The organism is Candidatus Hakubella thermalkaliphila (assembly GCF_013281975.1).
In the GTDB taxonomy this organism is placed as follows: Bacteria; Actinomycetota; Humimicrobiia; order Hakubellales; family Hakubellaceae; genus Hakubella; species Hakubella thermalkaliphila.
In genome coordinates this window covers 1-21,780 of sequence record NZ_BLRZ01000021.1, presented here as the reverse complement: position 1 = coordinate 21,780, position 21,780 = coordinate 1, and the positions used below count along the sequence as shown (strand labels likewise).

Annotated in this window: 21 protein-coding genes; 8 read left to right on the top strand and 13 right to left on the bottom strand. The window is 48.9% G+C overall.

The genetic code is table 11. The features are described 5' to 3' along the window. Positions 1 to 108 precede the first annotated feature (108 nt). The 3 genes from HW443_RS03500 to HW443_RS13600 are packed head-to-tail and all read left to right on the top strand — an operon-like array spanning position 109 to position 1,590. Complete coding sequence (locus tag HW443_RS03500) at positions 109 to 786, top strand: DsbA family protein (RefSeq protein WP_176226591.1); 678 nt, start codon at positions 109 to 111, stop codon at positions 784 to 786. An 11-nt stretch (positions 787 to 797) separates the two neighbouring features. Continuing rightward, positions 798 to 1,157, top strand: a complete 360-nt coding sequence (locus HW443_RS13605; protein WP_308751049.1) for a nucleotide-binding protein — start codon at positions 798 to 800, stop codon at positions 1,155 to 1,157. Between the two features lie 19 nt (positions 1,158 to 1,176). Continuing rightward, on the top strand, positions 1,177 to 1,590 hold the full coding sequence (locus HW443_RS13600) for an ATP-binding protein (RefSeq protein ID WP_308751048.1): 414 nt from the start codon (positions 1,177 to 1,179) through the stop codon (positions 1,588 to 1,590). Between the two features lie 317 nt (positions 1,591 to 1,907). Here the strand turns inward: HW443_RS13600 and HW443_RS03490 are convergent, their stop codons facing one another. The 4 genes from HW443_RS03490 to HW443_RS03475 form a co-directional block, all read right to left on the bottom strand. Next, a complete protein-coding gene (locus tag HW443_RS03490; protein WP_176231311.1) occupies positions 1,908 to 2,999 on the bottom strand; it encodes a PDDEXK family nuclease in 1,092 nt (363 codons plus the stop codon). Positions 3,000 to 3,119: 120 nt separating this feature from the next. After that, positions 3,120 to 6,332: a type ISP restriction/modification enzyme gene (locus tag HW443_RS03485; RefSeq protein WP_258189849.1), complete on the bottom strand. Its 3,213-nt coding sequence runs from the start codon at positions 6,330 to 6,332 to the stop codon at positions 3,120 to 3,122. Between the two features lie 184 nt (positions 6,333 to 6,516). Beyond that, positions 6,517 to 6,948 carry a pepsin/retropepsin-like aspartic protease family protein gene (locus HW443_RS03480; protein WP_176231310.1) on the bottom strand — a complete coding sequence of 144 codons (432 nt, stop codon included), beginning with the start codon at positions 6,946 to 6,948 and terminating at the stop codon, positions 6,517 to 6,519. Next, a complete protein-coding gene (locus tag HW443_RS03475) occupies positions 6,945 to 7,175 on the bottom strand; it encodes a DUF5678 domain-containing protein (RefSeq protein WP_176231308.1) in 231 nt (76 codons plus the stop codon). Before HW443_RS03475 ends, HW443_RS03480 begins: the two co-directional genes overlap by 4 nt. 341 nt (positions 7,176 to 7,516) lie before the next feature. On the opposite strand from HW443_RS03475, the gene HW443_RS13280 reads away from it, so the two are divergent. Continuing rightward, positions 7,517 to 10,909, top strand: a complete 3,393-nt coding sequence (locus HW443_RS13280) for an adenosylcobalamin-dependent ribonucleoside-diphosphate reductase (protein WP_258190448.1) — start codon at positions 7,517 to 7,519, stop codon at positions 10,907 to 10,909. 201 nt (positions 10,910 to 11,110) lie between these two features. Then, positions 11,111 to 12,475: a TrpB-like pyridoxal phosphate-dependent enzyme gene (locus tag HW443_RS03455; RefSeq protein ID WP_176237905.1), complete on the top strand. Its 1,365-nt coding sequence runs from the start codon at positions 11,111 to 11,113 to the stop codon at positions 12,473 to 12,475. 189 nt (positions 12,476 to 12,664) lie between these two features. Here HW443_RS03455 and HW443_RS03450 read toward each other — a convergent pair whose 3' ends face one another. The 3 genes from HW443_RS03450 to HW443_RS03440 form a co-directional block, all read right to left on the bottom strand. Then, on the bottom strand, positions 12,665 to 13,318 hold the full coding sequence (locus tag HW443_RS03450; protein WP_176235807.1) for an MBL fold metallo-hydrolase: 654 nt from the start codon (positions 13,316 to 13,318) through the stop codon (positions 12,665 to 12,667). A gap of 184 nt (positions 13,319 to 13,502) precedes the next feature. Then, positions 13,503 to 13,841 (bottom strand): glycosyltransferase, encoded by a 339-nt coding sequence (locus tag HW443_RS03445; RefSeq protein WP_176231780.1) that lies wholly within the window; start codon positions 13,839 to 13,841, stop codon positions 13,503 to 13,505. Beyond that, positions 13,748 to 14,167 (bottom strand): glycosyltransferase family protein, encoded by a 420-nt coding sequence (locus HW443_RS03440; protein WP_176231775.1) that lies wholly within the window; start codon positions 14,165 to 14,167, stop codon positions 13,748 to 13,750. Before HW443_RS03440 ends, HW443_RS03445 begins: the two co-directional genes overlap by 94 nt. Before the next feature lie 46 nt (positions 14,168 to 14,213). On the opposite strand from HW443_RS03440, the gene HW443_RS12980 reads away from it, so the two are divergent. Further along, positions 14,214 to 14,438, top strand: a complete 225-nt coding sequence (locus tag HW443_RS12980; protein WP_176231779.1) for a hypothetical protein — start codon at positions 14,214 to 14,216, stop codon at positions 14,436 to 14,438. 110 nt (positions 14,439 to 14,548) lie between these two features. Here the strand turns inward: HW443_RS12980 and mutM are convergent, their stop codons facing one another. Beyond that, the gene (mutM, locus tag HW443_RS03430; protein WP_176237903.1) at positions 14,549 to 15,403 is read right to left on the bottom strand and encodes a bifunctional DNA-formamidopyrimidine glycosylase/DNA-(apurinic or apyrimidinic site) lyase; all 855 of its coding nucleotides are present in this window, start codon (positions 15,401 to 15,403) and stop codon (positions 14,549 to 14,551) included. Between the two features lie 359 nt (positions 15,404 to 15,762). Between mutM and mntA the strand changes: the two genes are divergently transcribed. Both mntA and HW443_RS03420 read left to right on the top strand, forming a co-directional pair. After that, entirely contained in the window at positions 15,763 to 16,191 is a 429-nt protein-coding gene (mntA, locus tag HW443_RS03425) for a type VII toxin-antitoxin system MntA family adenylyltransferase antitoxin (RefSeq protein ID WP_176231777.1), read from the top strand. Between the two features lie 136 nt (positions 16,192 to 16,327). Then, complete coding sequence (locus HW443_RS03420) at positions 16,328 to 17,593, top strand: spermidine synthase family protein (RefSeq protein WP_176231776.1); 1,266 nt, start codon at positions 16,328 to 16,330, stop codon at positions 17,591 to 17,593. A gap of 236 nt (positions 17,594 to 17,829) precedes the next feature. Here the strand turns inward: HW443_RS03420 and HW443_RS03415 are convergent, their stop codons facing one another. The 5 genes from HW443_RS03415 to HW443_RS03395 form a co-directional block, all read right to left on the bottom strand. Continuing rightward, entirely contained in the window at positions 17,830 to 19,116 is a 1,287-nt protein-coding gene (locus HW443_RS03415) for a B12-binding domain-containing radical SAM protein (protein ID WP_176235806.1), read from the bottom strand. Between the two features lie 185 nt (positions 19,117 to 19,301). Further along, positions 19,302 to 19,961: a DUF3786 domain-containing protein gene (locus HW443_RS03410; protein ID WP_176235805.1), complete on the bottom strand. Its 660-nt coding sequence runs from the start codon at positions 19,959 to 19,961 to the stop codon at positions 19,302 to 19,304. 112 nt (positions 19,962 to 20,073) lie between these two features. Further along, a complete protein-coding gene (locus tag HW443_RS13855; RefSeq protein WP_176231729.1) occupies positions 20,074 to 20,181 on the bottom strand; it encodes an RCKP-type rubredoxin-like domain-containing protein in 108 nt (35 codons plus the stop codon). A gap of 87 nt (positions 20,182 to 20,268) precedes the next feature. Then, positions 20,269 to 20,640 carry a Fur family transcriptional regulator gene (locus HW443_RS03400; protein ID WP_176231730.1) on the bottom strand — a complete coding sequence of 124 codons (372 nt, stop codon included), beginning with the start codon at positions 20,638 to 20,640 and terminating at the stop codon, positions 20,269 to 20,271. A gap of 327 nt (positions 20,641 to 20,967) precedes the next feature. Next, complete coding sequence (locus HW443_RS03395; protein WP_176231731.1) at positions 20,968 to 21,708, bottom strand: rhomboid family intramembrane serine protease; 741 nt, start codon at positions 21,706 to 21,708, stop codon at positions 20,968 to 20,970. Positions 21,709 to 21,780 lie beyond the last annotated feature (72 nt).

Below are 21,780 nucleotides of genomic sequence, written 5' to 3'. Positions count from 1 at the left end.
ATGAGAGAATAGATATGAGGAAGCACTTGCTATGTTTTCATTGCGGAATTCAGATGTAGAATAGAATCGCATCCAATGGAAGCTCAGTAGCTAGAAGAAAGGGACATCATGGAGAGGCAGAAAAACAAGTTTGGCCCTTACCTCCCCCAAGTGTGGGCTGCTATAGTTTTGATAACTATGCTTACCATGGGGGGCACTCTTTTTCTCTTTGGCTGCGGAGGCGGCCCGAAGGAGCCAACTCCCACTGCCAGTAAGGACTTATCCTCTGATCCTCTGGATGTAAATAAAGGGTGGTCCAAAGGAGCCGAGCAAGCCAAAGTTGTCATTATCGAATTTAGCGACTTCCAGTGTTCCTTTTGTGCTAAGGTTCAGCCCACCCTGGATCGGGTGTTGGAGATCTACGGAGATCGGGTGAGACTCATCTATCGCCACTTCCCCTTGACCAAGATACATCCCTATGCCCTTAAGGCCGCAGTGGCGGCAGAAGCGGCCGGAAGTCAGGGTAAGTTCTGGGAGATGCACGATAAACTGTATCAGAATCAGGAGAAGCTTACTGTTAACGATCTCAGGAAATATGCCCAAGAGTTAGGTCTGGATATGGAGAGGTTCGACAAAGACCTGGATTCCCCCCAGCTCGAGGAAAAAGTCCTTCAGGACAAAGCGGATGGTCTTAAAGCTGGGGTCAAGGGAACGCCCGTTTTTTTTATCAACGGAACCTACATCTCGGGCAACCAGCCTTTTGAGAAATTCAAGGAGATGATTGAGGCCGAACTGGCTATGAGTTGAGAGAAATGAGCATGAAACTTGCCATATCGGGCAAAGGGGGCACGGGAAAAACTACCCTGGCCGGGGTGCTGGCTTGGGTCTATGCTAATGAGGGACGCAAGGTCCTGGCTGTGGACGCCGATCCTGACGCTAATCTGGCCTCTGCTCTGGGCTTTCCCCGGCAAATGACGGAATCTCTTACCCCTTTGGCGGAGACGAAAGAGTTGGTAGAGGAGAGGACAGGAGTCAAACCAGGCAGTATAGGATCCCTTTTCGTCCTTAATCCCAGGGTTGACGATATCCCGGATAAGTACTGTGTGGAGCATAGGGGCGTGAAACTCTTAATAGCGGGAACTATCAAGGGGGGGAGGCACAGGATGTTTCTGTCCTGAAAATGTTCTTCTCAAAAGCTTGTTGCGCCATCTTCTGCTGGAGCGAGATGAGGTGGTCATCGTGGATATGGAGGCGGGGATAGAGCATCTGGGCCGGGGAACGGCTTCAGGGGTGGATGCTCTGATTGTAGTAGTAGAGCCTGGCCATCGTAGTCTTCAGACAGCAGCAAGCATTAGGAAGCTGGCTGGTGATCTGGGAATCAATAGGGTACTTGTGGTGGGTAACAAAATCCGCAGCCCCTCTGACCGCAAGTTTATACTTTCCCAGGTCCCCCAGAGGGAGATTCTCGGTTTCATTTCTTACAGTCCCCTGATCCTCCAATCCGACCTGGAAGACAGGTCTCCTGCCGATGTAGATCCCAATGTGATTAAAGAGGTGGCCGAGATCAGAGACAGGCTAGAAAACATGATCAGAGGTCATCAAACCAGCTAGTTGCCGAAATCTACTGATGCGCTGGTGGTCTGGCCTCAAAAAAGGGACACTCACCCGAGGAAACTGTCTCTCCAGAAAAATCCGCTACAAAACAGAGGCCGTTTTGGGGATTGTCGGCATAGGGTACAAAATGCTGGCAATTTAAACATTTTCTTCCTACCACCATAATCACCTCTCTGATTTCCGGGGTGTGGTCGATCCTGCATTAGGAAGGTCTCAGGGAAAGTCTTTCGACTTCCGCACTTTTCAGTAAAAACAAGATTGGATCTGCTAATCGGATGCCGTTCTTTATGCACCCTTAAAAGGAAGTCAACCGCTCAACCCTTTCTGTCCTTCTCATCATATTCTCGAGCCATTGGGTAGAGGAACGAGATATATGTCGCAACCCGTTCTGCGATCGGTTCGATCAGCCCTTCAACATCATCTAGATTTCCACTCCAAGAAATATCTTCATAAATGGAGAAGGTCTTCTCACCTGTCTTGCCCAGCTTAACTCCTGAACCTAGCTTGTGTTCTATTTCCTTCGCTCTTTGCTGGAAAAAGTCGCATATCTCTTCACCATTGATGGGGATATTGATAGCTAAGCTTACCCGAATAGTATTATTCTTACGGAAATAGAGGTTGAAGTCCTTTCCTTCGTAGGGAGTCTTGGGAAAGTAGAACCACTTCCCCCAATCCTTTTTGGGCTTGCTCGCCTTTATGGTATTAAAATCTTCTTCTAATCTCTCCCTTACAAGCACTTCGATTCTTTCTAAGGGCTCTCGGAAAGGATTAGGTTTAGGTGGGTAGGGGGGAGTTTCAACTTCCTCCCTGCCTACCATGATCTCGGTGTCTAACAGCTTCTGTCCTGACTGGTCAACATAGTAGGCAAACTCCATACAATAGATATCTACTCCTGCCTTTCTTAGAAATCTTGCTACTGCTTCCACTTCGGGACCTATCTTCTGAGCAATGATGAACATCCTTTGTCTCTGGTTGAATCTAGTTTCCAGCTCCTCCTCCCCTTCGACTTCAGCGGGAGATAGAAAAACTTCCCTGTAAGCATGCATGAGAGATTTGTAGGGGCAGTTTCTCTTCTCGAAATATTGCAGAGCTATCCGATCGAGATCCTCATAGCTCAAAGTCTGAACCCAAGCTGTATACTCAAGGGGTTGAGCAAGAACCTCCCTTGGCGCTCTACCCTTCTTTAGCTCCACGATGATGGTATTCCCATCGCTATCCACTCCCAAGAGATCCAGGTTCTTCCCAAAAGCAGTTACCTGTTGCCTTCCAATGATAAGGAGCGTTTCTCCATCTAAAACAACAGTCGAGTTTTGCTTAATCCAAGTCTCTAGAGTATCCTCGTACTCTGGAAAGTCCTCCTGCTGAAAAGGAACTAACCGGTCTCCTTCCAGCCTGTACAGAGTCAAGACAAAACACCTCCCTTGGATTTCTTGTACCTATGGCACCTAACTATCAGCAAGCGTAGTCCACCCCAAAAGCGAGGCTCCTTGCCATCCCGCACGGCCAAAAGCATCCTTTTGGTGCGGTTAAGTCTGAAGCTCAAAAGTGTCCTCATGTGCTCCTGCTGCGGCGTCTTCGCTTTTGGCAAGGAGGGTAGCTTCGTCAATTTTTGGATAGACATTATCGACCCGCTTTTGTAACTCAATCGTGAGACTAATTGCCTTCTCTGCCGTCATATAGTGAGTAATCTCATCAAGAGACAATCTTCGGCCTTTTCTGTCTTTTAAATATTTTTCCATTGGGTGATAGGCTCCGATTGGATATTCCCATACCCTCTTTGAGATACCTTCAAAATACTGGTCTTTGTTAATATAGACTCTTTCAGTTTTCTCATCATAGTAAACCTTTTCTACTCTATTGGAGCCGCTTTCAGGAAAGCCAATCTGGGCTTCATCGAGAACCGGATGGTCTAGTAGATGGAGGTCAACCAGTTCCTTGCCGAGATTGCTTAGAGCCTTGAAGACCTCATAATCCATTGGCAAGGGAACTCTGGGAAAGTCTATCTTGAGGAATTCCTCGTAGCGCCTTCGGTAGGTCGGAGAATAAAGGACAGCATAGATGTAATAGAAAATCTCCTCTGGGGTTGGGTCTGTTCCCAGAGATTCTCTTATAGCCTGCGAAAACTCATCCTTAAAGTTGGGCATATATTCTTCTTCAGGTGCTCTCTCACCAAACAAGCGCCCTTCAGGTTCATTTGTGTAGAGATACAGAGGGAAGAAGTAGGTCTGGTCTGCAACATAATGGATATCGCCCACAGTGTTCCCAATCAAAGCTCCAAAGTTCTTCGTCTCCGGATATTTTCGGCTCGTTGCTATAGCTATGTTCTTAGACAAGAGGTTTTTCATCAAGTCCCATCTATCGCACCCTCTATCAATCAGATATACCTTATAGTAGATAATCCTATTATCTAAAGCTCTGTAAGCATAAGGATAAATTCCCACTCTCAAATCTTCTTTTCTCGCTTTCTCTCTTGCTTCCCTCAGGTCCCAATCCCTTGTATCTTGGAGTCTAAGACCTTCCTTGACCAACTCGTCGGGCAAATTCCCAGTAAATACTCTGAGTCTCTGGACTATCTCCTCTTTTGTGAACCCTACAACAAAATGGTCTCGGTGGGTCTTTACCCCACTCGACCACTCCTTAAAAATCTCCGTCACCTTCCAGAATCTTTCATACTCGGATTGCAAAGCAAAATCCTTAGGGACAAAGAAGTAGTGAGGCGTAACAGGTTCAAGCTCTTGCCATTTGGTAGTTTCTACATCATTTTCCAAGAGGTATCCATACTTTTCGCTTCGCACTCCCCACAGGTCAGCGTAATAGACCTTTTTTCTGTCCTGGGTGTCTTCAAGCTTCACATAAAGAGCGATGGCAACCCCTTGCTGAATGTCAAAAACATTTTCGTCCTTACTACCTTCGGGAGCCTTTTCACCAGTCCTTGAGGAACCATGCAGGTTTAGAATGTAAATCTCGTCAAAGCTCTCAAGGAGCTTTTTTCTCATCCCACGATGGATTATGCCCGAAAGATAGGAGTTGTTGGTGATAAAGCCCAAGATGCCTTTTCCCGCCTGGTCTATTTTCCAGTGGGCAAAGCGAATGAACTTTATGTAATCATCGGAGAGAGGCTGGATATTTCGCTCACTTCTCACATCTTCTTTGTACAAATCCATCAGGCCAGGAACGTGTTCATACTTCAAAACCTTCCCGTGTGGGTCTCTTAGCTTAGGGACCTTTCCTCCCTCAATGAAAACCGATTTGTTTTCCGAGCTCACTGAATAGGGAGGATTGCCAAGAACAACCAAAATAGGGACCTCTTCTTTTATTCTCCTGGCCTCCTGACCTTCTCTGACAAGTCCGATGAGCAAACTTTGCTGCATGGGTTCTTTTATCTCTAAAGTATTTGTAAGGTAGAACTGGAATCGTTCGCCCTTCTTAAACCGATAGCCCATTTCTTCTAAAATCAAGGAGACCTTAAAATGCCCAACTGTATATGGGGCCACAAGAAGCTCAAAGGCGTGAAAATGGGGCAGGATGTGCTCCTCTATGTAAGATGTTATGAGCCCACTCTGCTTTCTCTCTTCTAATTCTCTCTGCACTTGTTTGATTGCCTGAACTACAAAAGTCAAAGTGCCAGCCGCCGGGTCAAGGAGGGTCACGTCTCTGGTGGCAAGACCCTCAGCCTTCCCAAACTTATCTTTTAGTAGGCTATGTATTGAGCGCACGATATAGGAAACGACCGGTAGCGGGGTATAGTAAACTCCGAGCCTCTGTCTTTCCTCAGGGTTGTAAGTAGCGAGAAAAGTTTCGTAGAAGTGGATTACCGGGTCCTTCTCCCATCGAGTCGCTTTGAACTCATCAAGGACTAATGAAATGTCCGCCTTTTCCAGCACCTGAGTGATATCATCCACAATCCAGGATAACGATTCAGGGAAGTCAGGTCCGGTGAAAGAGTAGAAGATTTCCCTAAGCAGAGGTATGCTCTCCGGGATAGATTTCCAGGCCAGGTTCTTGTTGAACCCATTTTGAGTCCTCATTCTGGCTGCAAAAAGCCCGTAGGTGATGGTCTGGGCGTACAGGTCAGCGAACTTTTCCTCTGTCAAACTTTCCATAAGCTCGTTTTTGAAGGCTCTGTAGAACTTTGTTACTGCTTCATTTTCAGCTAAGAGCTCTTCCTGTAAGATGTGCTCAAGGAATCGGGTTCTCCTTGCAAGCTCGACGGAAAGGTCGGAGGAGGTCCTTATTTCGGGTGTGGAAAAAGAGAAGAATTCTTCAAGAAGCTCAAGGAATGCATCTAACTTCTCACAAGGGGGAGGGTACTTCAAACTCTGTAGAGTAAACTGGCGGCCCACCGCCACCCTATCTATAAGATTACTGTTTCTATATAACCTGAACTCCAAGAAATTGGTCAGAATAAGGTTTGGCAGCGACTGACGGTATCTCTGGAGTTGCTCTGAATTCTCTTCTTCTTGGAGACTTGCATCGGGCGTTTTTGCTTCAATATAGCCTACGATATCTCCATCTCTTTTGATAAGAAAATCAGGTATTCCTACTGCTGTCCTTCTAGGTAGAACCAGAGCCCCGGCCTGCCCTTCCAGCAGGAGAAGTTTGGAACATTCTTCAATCAGAGATTTTAAGGAAGGGTAGAAGCTCTCCTCTCTGAAATTGCCCTCTACGTAAATCTTATGGATTTCCCTAAAGTAAGCATTCAAGATTTTCTCGAGTTTGCCCCTTAGTGTTCTTTCCATTTGCCCTTCCTTAGGTTACCCGCCATTTTCCTGACTTCTGCCCAGACGCTATTCCCGCTGTTAGGCAAAGAGAAAACGAATCTAGCCATTTCACGAGCAGCGAACCACACTTTGGCGAAGTCCGACGTAGGTGAATGTAGCTTTAGGCCGAAGCATAAACCACTTGTTAGCCAAAGCCAGCCCCTCATCGGCGCTCCAGATTCACAGTTCCAGCCTGATAGTCACAGACAAAATGGAAACGGTTAATCAAGTCTCGTCCCATAACCGAGGGAAGTCTCAGAATGCGTGAAACCTCTTCCGGGGGCAGCCGATCCAGATCGTGCTGGACTACCCAGAGGTCTTGCTGCAGTACCACATCCCCTTCATCAGATGCAAAGGTTAGCTCTACGTTACGTAGCACGAACGACCGGACGCTGCCCCCGATGCCAATAAGGGGAAGCAAGGCTGGTTCCAAGGCCTGGGTAGGAATACCGAGCAACCTCACGTCTCGGTCAAGTAGCGTGGTCCGAGACGCTCCGGTATCCGCCAGCAGCCAGACCAGCCCTTGAAACTGGGGCGATCGGAGATGAGCGACAAAATATGGTGCATCCCCGATGAAACGACCGCCTATGATCACAGGATCATCTCCAAGGGTTCACGGGTCACGAACTCGATGCAGGTGCGGGCTGGATCTACCAACTTTTCTTTTAACGCCATCAGGTCTGGAGCGCTGGCAAGGACCTGACCTCCCTTGACCGCGATCCACTGGTCGGCATACTGGCTAAGCAGCAACTCAAGATGGTCGCTGACCCACAGGTGATCTTCTTCGAAGGCACGCAGTTCTTCGGTTAAGTGGTTACTCATGGTTAATCTCCCCCCGAATCGTGTAAATGTAAATAAAAGCACCATCAAATTCTATTCTACTCGTATTCTGTACCCTTTTCTACAAAAAATTGGGATTTCTCCTGGCTATCCCGCCCGAAGAAAATTTAATGGGGTGAGGAGATAGCTTTCCCTGGGCGAAGAAACTGTCTCGTCGAGAACTGGCCAATCTCCCGTAAAAAGTTCTTGACTTTTCTATATATAGGGTGTTATTATATAAAAAGCATACAATATATTGAAACCACATTGAAACACATCCTGCAGGGACCATGCGGGATAGGATAAGGTGGCGGATCAGAACAGATCCACGAAAGGAGAGCAAAGTGGCTGAGTTACAGAGGATTTTCCAGATTCGTAAAAGGGATGGTCGGGTGGTGGCTTTCAATAGGGATAAGATCACCAATGCCATTCATAAGACCTTTCTTGCTGTAGAGCACGGAGACTGGATTCTGGCTCAGGAGTTGACGGACAAGGTAGTGGACAGGCTGGAGGAAAATTGGAATATCCGGCCCATTCCGACCGTAGAAGAAGTTCAGGATCTGGTGGAGAAGGCTCTGATAGAGAAGAATCTTGCCGATGCGGCCAAAGCCTACATTCTCTATCGGGAGGAAAGAAGGAAAATCCGTGAGGCCGACCTCAAGCTTTCGCCTAACGCCATAGCCGTCCTGGAGCGAAGGTATCTCAAGAAGAACGAGAAGAGCGAGGTTATGGAAACTGCGGAAGATATGTTTCGGCGGGTGGCCCATAACATTGCCCAGGCTGACCTCCTTTATAACCCCCAGGCCGATACCAAAAAGACGGAACGGGAGTTCTACCGGCTGATGCGCAACCTGGAGTTTATGCCTAATTCACCCACTTTGATGAATGCCGGAAGGGAGCTGCAGCAGCTCTCCGCCTGCTTCGTGTTGCCCATTGATGACTCCATTGAGAGCATCTTTGAAGTAGTTAAACACGCGGCTCTAATCCACAAATGCCTTGTTCCAGAGACTTTGGTTATGACCGATAAAGGACTTCTTCGGTTGGGAGAGGTAGATGAAGGTTGCAGAATCCTGACCGACGAGGGAGTTTTTACGGCTGAGAGCCTTCACGATAATGGCGAGCAGCCGGTTTTTCGGGTTACCACTAATCGGGGCTACAGTATCACTGGCACTGGTGAACACCGGTTTCTTGTAGTGGACGAAGAGGGGCAATACAGATGGCGCCAGATTAAGGATTTGGAAAAGGGAGATTGGTTAGTACTTAAACCCGGCCCCTGGCTGGGAGGCAGGACATACCTGCCCGTATTTCCCTTTGCGCCCCGGCCGGGAGGAAATAAGACCAGCTTCAAACCTCGGCGGTACCGCATACCTACAACGCTTACCCCCTGTTTGGCAGAACTCATAGGTCTGTACATAGGTGATGGATCCAATCATAGGGATGGTATAAGGTTCACCGTAGCAGCAGATGCGACAGATGTGGTGGAAAGAATCAAAGAAATTTCTCAGACGATCTTCGGCAAGGAGCCCACGGTGTGCTACGAGGAAAACAAGGGGACCTTCGAGGTAGCCCTCCTTAGCGTCCAGATCAAGGAATGGTTTTCCTTTTTGGGCATAACCAAGGTCTCCTCGAAAGAGGCAGCAATTCCTGAGATCATCTTTCAGGGGACTGAGGAGACAGCCTGTGCCTTCCTGCGAGGGCTCTTTTCTGCCGATGGCTGCGTGCGGAAGAGCGGCCACATAACTGTTACCACTGGTTCTCAAAGATTGGCTGAGGAACTTCAGATCATGATGCTCTATCTGGGAATACCTACTCATCGGCGCTACGACCCTTCCACAGATAGCTACCAGGTGTCTATATGCAGTAAGTCCGGCCTTTCCACTTTTCGGCAGAAGATTGGCTTCTTAAGTCAAAAAAAGCAGGAAAGGCTGGAAAGAGTTAGCCTTTCAAAGATATTCGTGCGGGGTGAGGTGATTCCCAACCAGCGTTCTAGCTTACGAGTTTGGTATAACAACCTTTCCAAAGAAGAAAGACGGGAAGCCAAACCTTTGTACGACGGCATCCTCAATCGAGTCTCCGATCCCCGAGAGCTCACTCGCCAGAAAGTAGTAGCAGTATTGGAAAGAGAAGATGTCTCTCCTTACTTTTTCTACGATCTAGTTACCGAGGATTTCTTTTTTGTCCAGGTGACTGATGTAAGTTATGAGGGTAGGAGGAGGGTATATGACTTGACTGTTCCCCATAAGCATGCCTACCTGGCTAATGGCTTTGTCTCCCATAACTCTGGCGGGGGCACCGGTTTCTCCTTCTCCCGCATCCGGCCCAAAAATGATGTGGTATCTACCTCTCATGGCCTCTCCAGTGGGCCCATCTCCTTTATGAAGGTCTTCAACGAGGCCACCGAGGCTATCAACCAGGGAGGCTTTCGGCGAGGAGCCAATATGGGCATTTTGCGGGTGGACCATCCGGACATCCTGGAGTTTATTACCTGCAAAAGAAATAATGATGCTCTCAATAACTTTAATATTTCTGTGGGAGTTACCGACGAGTTCATGGACGCCGTAGAGACAGATGATACCTATCCCTTGATCAATCCACGGACCAATAAGGAGGTAAACAGGCTTAAGGCCAGGGAGGTATTTAATCTCATCGCTACCATGGCCTGGAAGAATGGAGATCCCGGCATTGTCTTCCTGGATCGGCTGAATGAGGACAACCCCACCCCCCAGTTAGGCCAGATAGAGAGCACCAATCCCTGCGGGGAGCAGCCCCTCCTGCCCTACGAAGCCTGTAACCTGGGTTCCATTAACCTGGTCAAGGTGGTAGATGACGGTGAGATAGATTGGGAAAAGTTGAGAGAGATAGTTCGGGGGTCGGTCCCCTTTCTGGACAATGTCATCGACATGAGCAAATTTCCGCTTTCTCAGATCGAGAAGATGGTCAAGGGCAACAGGAAGATCGGACTGGGAGTGATGGGGTTTGCGGATATGCTGGTGCAACTCGGTGTTCCCTATGACTCTGAAGAGGCGATGGAAGTGGCGGAGAAGGTCATGGGATTCATCAACTCCGAGTCCAAGAAAGTCTCGGCGGAGATAGCCGAGGAGCGGGGCGTTTTCCCTAACTTCAAGGGCAGCGTTTACGACGTGCCCGGGGGCCTGAGGGTGCGCAATGCCACCACCACTACCATTGCTCCCACCGGAACTATCAGTATCATAGCCGGTGCTTCCAGTGGCATCGAGCCCCTTTTTGCCATCTGTTACGTTCGCAATGTCCTGGACGGCACTGAGCTTCTGGAGGTAAATCCCTTCTTTGAGAAAATAGCCCTGGATGAGGGGTTTTACAGTAAAGAGCTGATGAGAAAGATTGCCAGGAGGGGTACCGTGCGGGGGATAGAGGAAGTACCTGAGCATATTCAGAAGATCTTTGTTACTGCCCATGACATTGTTCCCCACTGGCATGTCAGGATTCAAGCAGCCTTTCAGAGACATACCGATAACGCTGTTTCCAAGACCATTAATTTCCACCACCAGGCTACTGTCGAGGATGTAAAGAACGCCTATCTTCTGGCCTATCACCTGAGGTGCAAGGGCATCACGGTATATCGGGACGGTAGCCGGGAGGTGCAAGTTCTCTACAAAGGTATGAACGGGAAAACGGATAAGGATAATGAAGTGGTGGAAGAAGCTCTGGTCAGGGTCTCGGCCACCTATGCTGGTGGTTGCGGTCAGTGCGATGTTTGATAGTGTATTGGCGTGGCCCGATTCATGATGGAACTTCTTATGTTTCTTGTGTAAAAACCACCTGCCTCATTTAAAAATGTACTCGAAAGGGGATTCGCCTGCCTGTTGCCTCTCCTCCATCGTCGGTATAAAATAGGCAAAAGGTTTGCCTATTTCTTGAGGGCAGGCCGCCCTGGTTTCCCCAACAGTAAAGGAGAGGACATGGAGAGCTACAAGATTCTTCTCTCAGAGGAGGAGCTGCCAGAGAGCTGGTATAATATCAACCCTGATCTACCCAGACTTCCTGATCCGCCCCTGAATCCCCAGACCAGGAAGCCCATGGGGCCCGATGATCTTTCTGTCCTCTTTCCTATGGGCCTGATTATGCAGGAAGTGAGTATGGAGAGGTGGATCCCCATTCCAGAGGAGGTTAGGGAAATCTATAAGTTGTGGCGTCCCACGCCTCTCTTCCGAGCCCGTCAGTTGGAGAAGGCTCTGGACACCCCAGCCAAGATCTACTATAAATACGAAGGCGTCAGCGGACCTGGTAGCCATAAGCCCAATACAGCCGTGGCTCAGGCCTATTACAACAAAGCAGAAGGTATTAAGAGACTGACCACAGAGACAGGAGCAGGCCAATGGGGCAGTGCCCTGGCTTTTGCCTGTAATCTCTTTGGTCTGGAATGCACCGTATATATGGTGAGGATAAGCTATGAGCAAAAACCCTACCGGAAATCTCTTATGAACCTCTGGGGTGCGGAGGTAATTCCCAGTCCTTCCCAAAAGACTCAGGTGGGCCGAACGATCCTTTCTGAAGAGCCTGGTTCCCTGGGGAGCCTGGGGATTGCTATCAGTGAGGCGGTAGAGGATGCTGCCACCCACGAGGACACCCACTATTCTCTGGGCAGCGTGCTCAACCATGTCATTCTCCATCAGACAGTCGTGGGATTGGAGGCCAAAAAGCAACTGGAGAAGGCGGGTGATTATCCGGATCTGATCATTGGTTGCTGTGGAGGTGGAAGCAACTTCTCCGGTCTTTGTTTCCCCTTTATGCTGGATAAGATGAAAGGCCGCAATGTGCGGATGATTGCGGTGGAGCCAACGGCCTGTCCCACCTTGACCAGGGGGATCTATGCCTACGATTATGGAGATTCTGCCAGGATAGGGCCCATTGCCAAAATGTATACTCTGGGACATAGTTTCGTCCCGGCCGGAATCCACGCAGGCGGACTTAGATACCACGGTGATTCGCCTGCCCTATGTCTTCTCTATGAGGAAAAGCTGGTGGAAGCTGTGGCCTATCATCAGAATCCTGTGTTTGAGAGCGCGGTGCTTTTTGCCAGGACAGAGGGGATAGTGCCAGCTCCTGAGTCAGCCCATGCTCTCAAGTGTGCTGTGGATGAAGCTCTCAAGTGTAGGGAGGCCGGAGAAGAGAAAACAATTCTTTTCGGTCTCAGCGGCCATGGTAATTTCGACCTGGCGGCATACGATGCTTATCTGGCTGGAGAGTTAGTAGACTACGAGTATCCGGAGGAGAAAGTCAAAAAAGCACTGGAGGAACTTCCGGAGATTCCGGCTTATAGTTGAGTGTTCCCCAGTTGTCCGGGGAAGGAAACAGTCTTGGAATACAGTTGATCATGGAGGCGATGCGGGTGAAGGCAAGAACCTGCAAGGTATGTTACTATTTTGAGCCCTGCGAGGATGATTCCGAAAAGGGTAAATGCCTGGGCGTGGAAGTGGTAGAACTATCAGAGTGTGCCGCTTCCTGCCCCCTGTTCAGGACATCGAACGCATAACCCATACTTCGGTCTGAGAGGGAATCATTTCCTTGTTCACCGTTATGGTACGCCCTGCCTCCTTGCAGCCAGGGTAAAGCTTTAGAAATTCCTCTACTCCCGCGATGGGGAGGAGAGAGTCAGGTTCCTTAAAATGCATGGGGATAACCACGGGAGGGTTCAGAAGGTTGACGATCTGGCTGGCACTTCGGGTATCCACGGTAAAGGTGCCCCCTACCGGGAGGAACAATATATCCACATCCTTCAGGAAATCTCTTTGTTTTTGGTCAATTACCTGCCCCAGGTCCCCCAGGTGAGCGAAGATAATCTCATCTAAAGTCCACTTAAAAATGATGATCCGGCCCCTTTGGGCGCCCCGCGAAGTATCATGGTAGCCGGCAATTCCCTGCACCATGAGGCCTGAAATCTCGTGTCTGCCCTCCCCCTTTACCACTACCGGATTGCCCCTCACTATGTCCAGGTTGGAGTGATCACCATGGCCATGGCTCACCAGAACTACGTCCGCCTCCACGGCGGGAAGCTGCGATCTTACCATATTGTCGTAAGGATCGGTGGCTATTCTTAAGCCCCCGCTAGAAGTTATAACAAAGAGAGAGTGTCCTAGATAAGTAATAGTAGTGTCAGTGGTAGTCATAGTATCTTACCTCCTTCATTGAATCGAGAAAGAGAATCCCAAGTCGGCGATCTGTACCGGAAAGCCGCCTACTATTTACTAGTTCCTCTCCAGCTCTCCAGGCCTACGTGTCTAATTCTTTTGATCATGCCAGCAAGATTCTAGAAATTTCACGCTCCTTTGGACCACTTGTGCCAGGAGGGTTTCACCTCTTTTCTCTATTCATAATATCCTGATAAACCTCCTCATAGGCCTTGATCATCACTTCAGCACTAAAGTGCTCCTTCACCCACTTGCGACATACACGGGGATCAAGGGAGTCTACCTTCTTCACGGCCTCCACCATTTCCTCCACTTCGGATACCACAAAACCGGTCCGCCCATCATCAATTATCTCCGGCACGGATCCTCTACCGAAGGCAAGAACAGGTGTGCCACAGGCCATGGCTTCTACCATGACCAGGCCAAAAGGTTCGTCCCACTGGATAGGAAAGAGCAGAGCTCTGGCTCTTTTGTATAAATCGAGCCTCTCTTCATCAGACACCTCGCCCAGGTATTGGATCTTTGCCCATCCACCCTCTCCATTAAGTTTTGGAAGTACTCCAGGTGGCTGGGATGAGGGCGCCCGGCAATTTTCAGCTTCAGATCCGCACGTCTGGCTACTTCAATGGCGGAATGGAGACCCTTGCCTGGCCATATCTTGCCGATCCAGAGAAAGAAATCTTCCTTATTCGGGGAGAAGGGGAAATCTTGGTAAGCGATGGCATTATATGCCCGGTACACTCTTCCTGCCGGAACAGCTTTCCTTTGGTTTTCGCTGATAGCCACATAGTTGTTAGAGGGATAGGCCTTAAAGAGGCGAATTCTCAAATCTCCCGCAGCATAAATTTTCTCCTGGGCTCAAGGTCATGGAATTGTGGATGGTGGTAAGGCTGGGAACAGGAGAAAGACCGCAGAAGGGGATGCCGCAGAAGGAATCGTGGTTGTGGACGAGGTCGAAGCCCTCAACCTGAGAGAAAGCCATGCCCAGGTGATAGATTACGTCGTCTGCAGTGTACATTTGTCTTTGAGCTGTTTCAAAGAAGTAAACCAGCCTGGCCCTGGTTTTGGAATCCCCGGTAGCGAAAGGGTTACCTCATGACCCCTCTCAGCCAGACCTTCCGTTAAAAGGCTCACTATCCTTTCTGTGCCGCCATATTTCAGGGGCGGGGTGCTCTCGAAAGGCGTAGAGATCATGGCTATTTTCACTTTTTAGATCCTCGCTCCTTTCATAGTATATACTATATACCTCTGGCACCGGGGGCAATAGTGAGTGCTCCTTCCTCCGAGCTTCTCCCTGGCTATGAGAGCGCCACAGCGAAAACAGGGTTGGCCCTGGCGATGATAGACCTGGTGCAGGCGCTGGTACTCCCCAGCTTCTCCGTCAGACGTGACATAGTCTTGAACACTCGAGCCCCTCTTTTCTATCGCCGCTACCAGAACCTCTCGCATAGCGTGATATATTTTCTTTAAGTGCAGGGGAGTGAGGGAATCAGCGGGCCGCCTGGGATGGATCTGGGCCCGGTAGAGGATCTCATCAGCGTAAATGTTCCCGATGCCGGCTATTACGCCCTGATCCAGGAGCAGAGGCTTGATCCTACCGCGGTGTGCCCCAATCAAGTGAATGAACTGCTCAAGAGTAAGCTCAAAAGGTTCGGGTCCCAATTTTGCCAGGCTTTCCACACCTTTCAGTTGACCCGAGTCCACCAGACGGATGTATCCGAACTGGCGAAGAGCTCGGTAGCGGAGCTGGTGCAGGTCGTTATTCTCCAGCTGGAGGGTGAGATGAGTATACTTTAGAAGAGGGGCAGCGGAGGAAACATAGGTGAGTTGCCCGGTCATCCCTAGATGGACTATTAGACTGTGGTCTCGAGAGAGATCGATAATGATGAATTTCCCCCGACGCCATACTCTTTCGATAACCTGCCCCGGAAGAGAGCTGAGAAATTCTTTCAGATCACTACGGACGATCTTGGGTAGATTCAGAGTAACCCGAGAGATTCTCTGTCCCGCGATTTTCTCTTTTAGGCCTTGGACAATTGTCTCTACTTCAGGGAGCTCTGGCATTTGTCCTCCCTTTCTGTAAGCATTATAGCAGGTGGGGAAGGAGGAGACAGGACAGGTTTTAGCTAAAGAGAACGGGGCTCTCCGTGATGTAGTTTCCGTATTCTGTACAATTTTGTACAGGATGTAGAAACCATGGCGACTTTATACATCATAAAGAGGATTCAACGCCCGCGCTCAAAAATTTTATGCTGGCCGGAGGGTTGCTGGGCACTTCTAGCTTAAAGTACAATACTAACTGTAGACCATCCAGTCCTAGAAAAGAATGAGTCAAGATTTCAGAAAGGCGTGACAAACTAATCTCTATGGAAGAAAACCTTGCCAAGGTAGCGATACAGTACCTCCAAGGAGGTCCATGAGCTATGATAGATAACAGAAAAAGTTCTGTAGACAAAATAGCATGTATTCTCGAAGGTGATACAGACGTTCGCCTTGCTTATCTTTTTGGCTCCCAGGCTACTAGACTGGCGTATCCTCTAAGCGATATTGACATAGCGGTGTACCTGAAGGATGGCGACCGGAGATTGTGTTTGCAGAAGGAAGAGGAATTGGCAAAAGAACTGGTAATATCTTTGGGCACCGACAAGATCGATCTAGTCATCTTGAATGTAGCCGGAGTGGAGCTTGAGCATAAAGTTATAACTACAGGAAGGCTGCTATTCTCCAGAGATGAGGCAGAAAGAATAGAATATGAGGAAGGAGTCCTTTTAAGATACCTGGACATCAAGCCATACCTGGATGAATACGACAGGCTCCTATTTGAGAGGATAAAGGCAGGTCCGAAGAAATAATATTTGCCAGATGAGTTTGAAGCCGAGAAGCTATATGAGAATCTAAAAAGGGTGGAGGATTTCAGAACATTCTCTCACCATATCGTTAATTTTTTGGAAACTCATAGCGAAAAAAGACTGACCTCATAATACCCATATGACTCTTCTCTATCTGGCCATTTTTCTTGTCTCCGTGGCCACCCTCAGTTTTCAGATCGTCTTAACCAGGGTCTTTTCTCTGGCCCAGGGGCATCATTTTGCCTTTATGGTGGTGAGTATCGCCCTGCTGGGCTTTGGAGTGAGTGGGACGATCCTTTCCTTGTTCGAATCTTTGGTCAGAGACTTAACCCCCAAAAGGCTTTCTTACCTGGCCTTTCTTTTTTCTCTAGGCTGTCTGGGGGGATATGTTCTGGTTAACTACACCCCCTTCGATTCCTATCAGATAGCCTGGGATAGGAGGCAGGTAGTCTTCCTGGTGATCTACTATCTCTCTCTGCTGGTACCTTTTCTTTTTTCCGGCCTGATAAGCGGAGCTACCATATCTGCTTATCCGGATAAAGTAAGTCGCATCTATTTTTACAGCCTCAGCGGCTCATCCGTGGGATCTCTTTCTGTGATTCTCCTCATTCCCTGGCTGGGGGGTGCGGGAGTGATAGTGATATCTGCCCTACTGGGATTGGCCGCTTCTTTTCTTTTGACCCTGGCTCGGACCAGAGGTCCTGCGCCGGATAGAAGCTGGAAGGATTTTTGGGACAGCTTTCGGAACCCTGAAAAGATGGGGGGCCATGAGGGCTCTGAAAAAGCAGGAAAGTTTTTCCCAAAAGGGTTCTGGAGCACTCTCCCACCCTTCCCCTTAAGAGTCCTTATCGTAGGCTCAGCTCTGCTCTTACTATTCTTTCTCTTACGACCACCGGATTTTCTCCAAATAAGAATGTCTCCCTACAAGAGCCTTAGCGTTATCTCCCGATACCCTGACAGCCGGATGGTTTATTCTCGGTGGAATCCCTTCTCCAAAGTGGACGTCATCGACAGTGATGCCATCAAGTCAGCTCCGGGTCTGAGTCTGGCCTATCATGACCTGCCTCCGAAACAGATGGGCATAACTATAGATGGAGATGATCTCAGCCCCATAACCAGATTTGAGGATGAGAGATCAGCCGAGTTTACCCGGCATATGGTTACATCAGTTGTTTATAGGTTGAAAGAGCGTCCCCGTGTTCTCATCATCGAACCGAGAGGGGGTCTGAACCTTCTTCAGGCCCTCAGCTACCGGCCGGATTCGATTTGGGTAGTGGAGAGCAATCCGACCATTATAGAGTTGATGGAACGGGAATATGCTGAGTTCTCCGGGGATATCTATGATCGGGAGAACGTCCGGGTCGTCAACGAGATAGGACGTAGCTACATTAGAGAGAACAATTAGTCAAACCCACCCACATTAGTAGCGGATCATCGGCATAAGAAAGTAATATGCGCATGTACTACTAACAAACCAATCAAAAACTTAAGGAACGAGCCCAATTTGAAGCTTAGCACAGTGGTGGAGATCGGTCTACTAAACGGGGAACTAAAGGTTTGGAGTTCGGATCACCAAGAATCGGCAAAGTCAGATTGCAGAATGGAGTTCATGAGATAAGAATACTTGATGATCCGGGTTTTTCAAACCGGCATGTGAGAAAAGTGCCTTACACCCCTGCGGTATGCAAAGTTGAGAGCTAACAGGAACTCTAAATTTCTGCGGAGGGGACCAAGGCGTTGCAGGATGGAGCGAACCCTATAGAACTCAGTCCAGGCCCATTCGAAGCCCTGTCTTAGAGTTGCTGGACTCATGTGCTTGGGCTCAAAGACCACATGGCCGATGTCATAATGGGCCCAGTTCCGGTCAAAGATGCGGCCCTCTTTTTCCATCTGAGCATAGAGGGGAGTGCCTGGAAACGGAGTGAGGATACCAAACTGAACCGCCTCCAGCTTCATTTTCTTGGCGAACTCCACCGTCTGCTTAAAGACCGACTTATCATCTTCGTCCAGCCCAAAGATAAAAGCACCTTGTATGGCCAGGCCGTAGTAGTGAATCTTCTCAATGGCCTGCTCAAACTTCTCAACTACATTTACCTTTTTGCCCACAGCCTCTAAATTTTGGGTAGACAGAGATTCCAATCCGATGAACAATCCGATGCAGCCGCTTTTTCGAGCCAACTCCAGAAGTTCGTCATCTTGGGAGATATTAATGGAAGCCTGGCTGTACCATTTTAGCTTGAGGGGGATGAGCTCACTGAAGAGCTCCTTGGCTCTTTTGAAGTTGCCCCCGATATTATCATCCACGAAAGCAACCAGTTTGGCTTTGAGATCTCTCAACTCAGAAATGATGCCCGGGATGGGGCAGAAGCGGTAGGTCCGACCAAAAAAGGTGGTCACAGAGCAGAAATCACAGGCAAAGGGACACCCTCTGGTAGTCTGCATAGTAATGGAGGTGAGATAGCCTTTAGGTGGAAACAGGCTTCTTTTGGGCCGGGGGATGGTCAGGAATTTCTTTCTCTCGCCAGCTCGATAGAACTTCTTTAATTGTCCCCCCTTAAAGTCTTCAATGAGTTCGGGCCAGTAGTCCTCTGCCTCTCCGATGCATACGGCATCAGCATAGTTAACTGCCTCTTCCGGAACCGCACTGGGATGAATTCCACCCAGGACAACCCTGGCCCCATTAGCACGGAACTTTTCGGCGATCTCGTAGGATCGGGGGGCGGTCGCAGTCATGGTAGTTATGGCCACCAGGTCCACTTTTTCCTGGAAATCGATCTCTTGCAGGTTCTCATCGGTAAGGGAGATCTCCACGTCATCAGGGGTTAAGGAAGCCAGGATACCCAGGCTGAGAGGAGGGAAGAAGGAAAAACGCTTTATCTTGCCGGTTCTGGATTCCCTCCAGGCCGGAGCGATCAATTTCAATTTCATGTTCTACTCCCTCTCTTGGTTATTCTGAAAATAAACAGTAGTGCTTGTCCTGCAAGCAGATCTCTCAGATAGGACATTAGACGTCCATGTCCCTGGTTCAGTTTCACAATATCCCGGCAGAATCCAGGAACTGCACAGATAAGCCCACTCGGGTATCTGCCCCACTTGCAATCGTACAAATTGTATCATAACTGGAGGCAATTGAGGATCTTTTTAGCCAGGAGGATGCCCAGTTCTCTCAGACATTCAGTGGATAGAAGATCATTGGCATTGTCCGAGAAGAGGATTTTCGTCTGGGCAGGAAACTCCTCGTCCTGCAGATAAAACTGGCAGAGGATGTAAATTCGAGGAAGGACCTGAAACCGGATAGCCAGGCCGCATCCACCTACTTTCTCTGCTTCAATCCCGTCTAGAGAGGAGAGGACGACTTCTTTCTTGGCCAGGATCCCTTCCACACCATGAGCCAGGCGAGCCTCGCTACTTTGCCTGAAATAGCTCTCGTGAGCGTAAGCCCCCTCCAGCTCGAGGTAGGTTTTCCAGGAACCTGCCCAGGGAGTAGTTCCTTGAGTGAGGAGATACCACAAGAGAATTATGGTTTCAGTCTCTGGTGCCTCTTCTCCCTTCAGAAAGGCGCCATTTTTCCCTACCGTGTATTCCTGTCCCAACATCCTGATCCTGATAGTATCGGAAACAGGTTCGTAGAGCCCGCCGACTTTTGTGCTGACTCCTGTCAGGGGCAGGTGCTGTATTCGGTTTATTAGAATATCAACTGCGTGCTGATGTTTCAATTTTGCAGGAAAGTAGAAGCCGCTACAAGGAAATACGCCGGGCACCCTCTTAGACATGGTTACTCTTGCTGATGCTCTACAGGCCTAAAGTCCGGGGTGCATGCGGTTAAACTTCAGGCAGGGTTATAGGTGTTGTTGTATCCAAAAATAAACCGGGTCAACCCGGTTTCTACTGTTTCTTCTCAAAGGAGTCCACGGCACCACATTCGGAGCACTTCCGAGGCTTGCACCTTCCCTCTTTGGCGTTGCCACACTCTTTGCACACAAATATAGCCATCTTTTCCTCCCTCTTTGACTTATAGCGATCTAGCTTACCAGGATGCAGGGATTTTAGTCTGATCCCGGGGCCAGAAGTAACCTCTCACTAGACCAGGATTTTCTTGCTGGATCTCTTTTCCTGACACTGGGGACAAATGCCCATAAGTTCCACCTTGTACCCCATCACGGAGTAATCAGTATAATTTTGGAATCTTTTCTCTATGTCTTTGAGACTCGGAGCTTGCAGATCTGCTATTCTGCCACATTTTTCACACAGAATGTGATAATGCTGCTCCACGTTACCATCGAACCGGCTGGATCTGGTGGCCATCTTAAGTTCCAGGATCTTTCCCTGGTCGGTGAGAATTCTGAGATTGCGATATACCGTGCCGAAGCTCAGAGCGGGGAATTGCTCCTTGAGTATAAGGTAGATTTCCGCGGCGGAGGGGTGTGTAGTCAGGCCCCTTAGAGTTTTCAATATGGTCTGTCGTTGAGGAGTGTTTCTATATTTTCCCTTGAAAATAACACAATTTTCAGGCGACGTGGTGTGCCGCGGCGCATGGGCGATTCCTTTGAAGTCACTCTTGTCATTTGTGCTACTCATAACCAGTCCAGTCACTTCTCTAATTTGTATTAGGAATTATTATCTACTAACAATATACTTCAGAGGATCCTTTTGTCAAGGGTAGCGGCCAGGATTGAACTCTCACTAAATAAAGACCTGATAAAGACCTGATAAAGACCTGATAAAGACCTGGAAACTTTACCTTATAAGAAGTTTTCCGGACGCCCTTACCGGTTCTTTTTACCAGGGCCTAAAAGTATTTTGGTAGCGGGGACGCCTTCTCTTTTTCTGAAACAGAAAGATAAGAACCATCCCAGCCACAAATCCCCCGATATGGGCCCACCAGGCTATTCCCCCAGCAGCCCGGCCCACAGCAGTCAGAGCAAAGGCACCATAAAGGAATTGAAGAACGAACCAAAAACCCAGAAAAATGAGGGCCGGCAGCTGTATTATGTGCAGAAAAAAACCAAAGGGGACCAGAGTGATAACCCGGGCTCTGGGAAAGAGGATAAAATAGGCTCCCAGCACTCCAGCAATGGCTCCGCTGGCCCCGATGGTGGGGACGGTCGAGGTTGGGTTGGTGAGGATATGGGCCAGACCCGCAATCGTGCCGCTCAGAAGATAGAAGAGGAGGTAGCGGAAATGGCCCATGCTATCCTCCACGTTGTCGCCGAAGATCCACAGGTAGAGCATATTGCCCAGGATGTGGAGCCATCCGCCATGCAGAAACATGGAGGAAACAAGGGGCAAAAGAAGATGGATGGAACCTATATCCAGGAAGAACTCTGTAGAGATACCTCGTAAGGCGGAGAGATAGTGTTGAGGAACTACCCCGAAGGCCTGCACCAACTGGAGTAGGGCGTGTTTTGCCAGAGTTAGTTGGTAGATAAAAACCAATATGTTTATCCCGATTAGAGTGATGTTGACGATGGGAAAGCTTCTTGAGGGAGTTGTATCTCTGAGAGGTAACGTAGAGCTCACTCCTCTTGCGGCAAGGTTATCCCTACAGCGATACTTAAGAATCTTGGTTCAATATGTAGGGTAATTTCTTTA

Coding starts and splice junctions, on each gene's coding strand:
- mutM (WP_176237903.1), bottom strand. CDS start 15,403: ATGCCAGAGCTCCCTGAAGTAGAGACAATTGTCCAAGGCCTAAAAGAG.
- HW443_RS03500 (WP_176226591.1), top strand. CDS start 109: ATGGAGAGGCAGAAAAACAAGTTTGGCCCTTACCTCCCCCAAGTGTGG.
- HW443_RS03420 (WP_176231776.1), top strand. CDS start 16,328: ATGACTCTTCTCTATCTGGCCATTTTTCTTGTCTCCGTGGCCACCCTC.
- HW443_RS03475 (WP_176231308.1), bottom strand. CDS start 7,175: ATGAGTAACCACTTAACCGAAGAACTGCGTGCCTTCGAAGAAGATCAC.
- HW443_RS03410 (WP_176235805.1), bottom strand. CDS start 19,961: ATGTCTAAGAGGGTGCCCGGCGTATTTCCTTGTAGCGGCTTCTACTTT.
- HW443_RS13605 (WP_308751049.1), top strand. CDS start 798: ATGAAACTTGCCATATCGGGCAAAGGGGGCACGGGAAAAACTACCCTG.
- mntA (WP_176231777.1), top strand. CDS start 15,763: ATGATAGATAACAGAAAAAGTTCTGTAGACAAAATAGCATGTATTCTC.
- HW443_RS03415 (WP_176235806.1), bottom strand. CDS start 19,116: ATGAAATTGAAATTGATCGCTCCGGCCTGGAGGGAATCCAGAACCGGC.
- HW443_RS13855 (WP_176231729.1), bottom strand. CDS start 20,181: ATGGCTATATTTGTGTGCAAAGAGTGTGGCAACGCCAAAGAGGGAAGG.
- HW443_RS03455 (WP_176237905.1), top strand. CDS start 11,111: ATGGAGAGCTACAAGATTCTTCTCTCAGAGGAGGAGCTGCCAGAGAGC.
- HW443_RS03450 (WP_176235807.1), bottom strand. CDS start 13,318: ATGACTACCACTGACACTACTATTACTTATCTAGGACACTCTCTCTTT.
- HW443_RS03485 (WP_258189849.1), bottom strand. CDS start 6,332: ATGGAAAGAACACTAAGGGGCAAACTCGAGAAAATCTTGAATGCTTAC.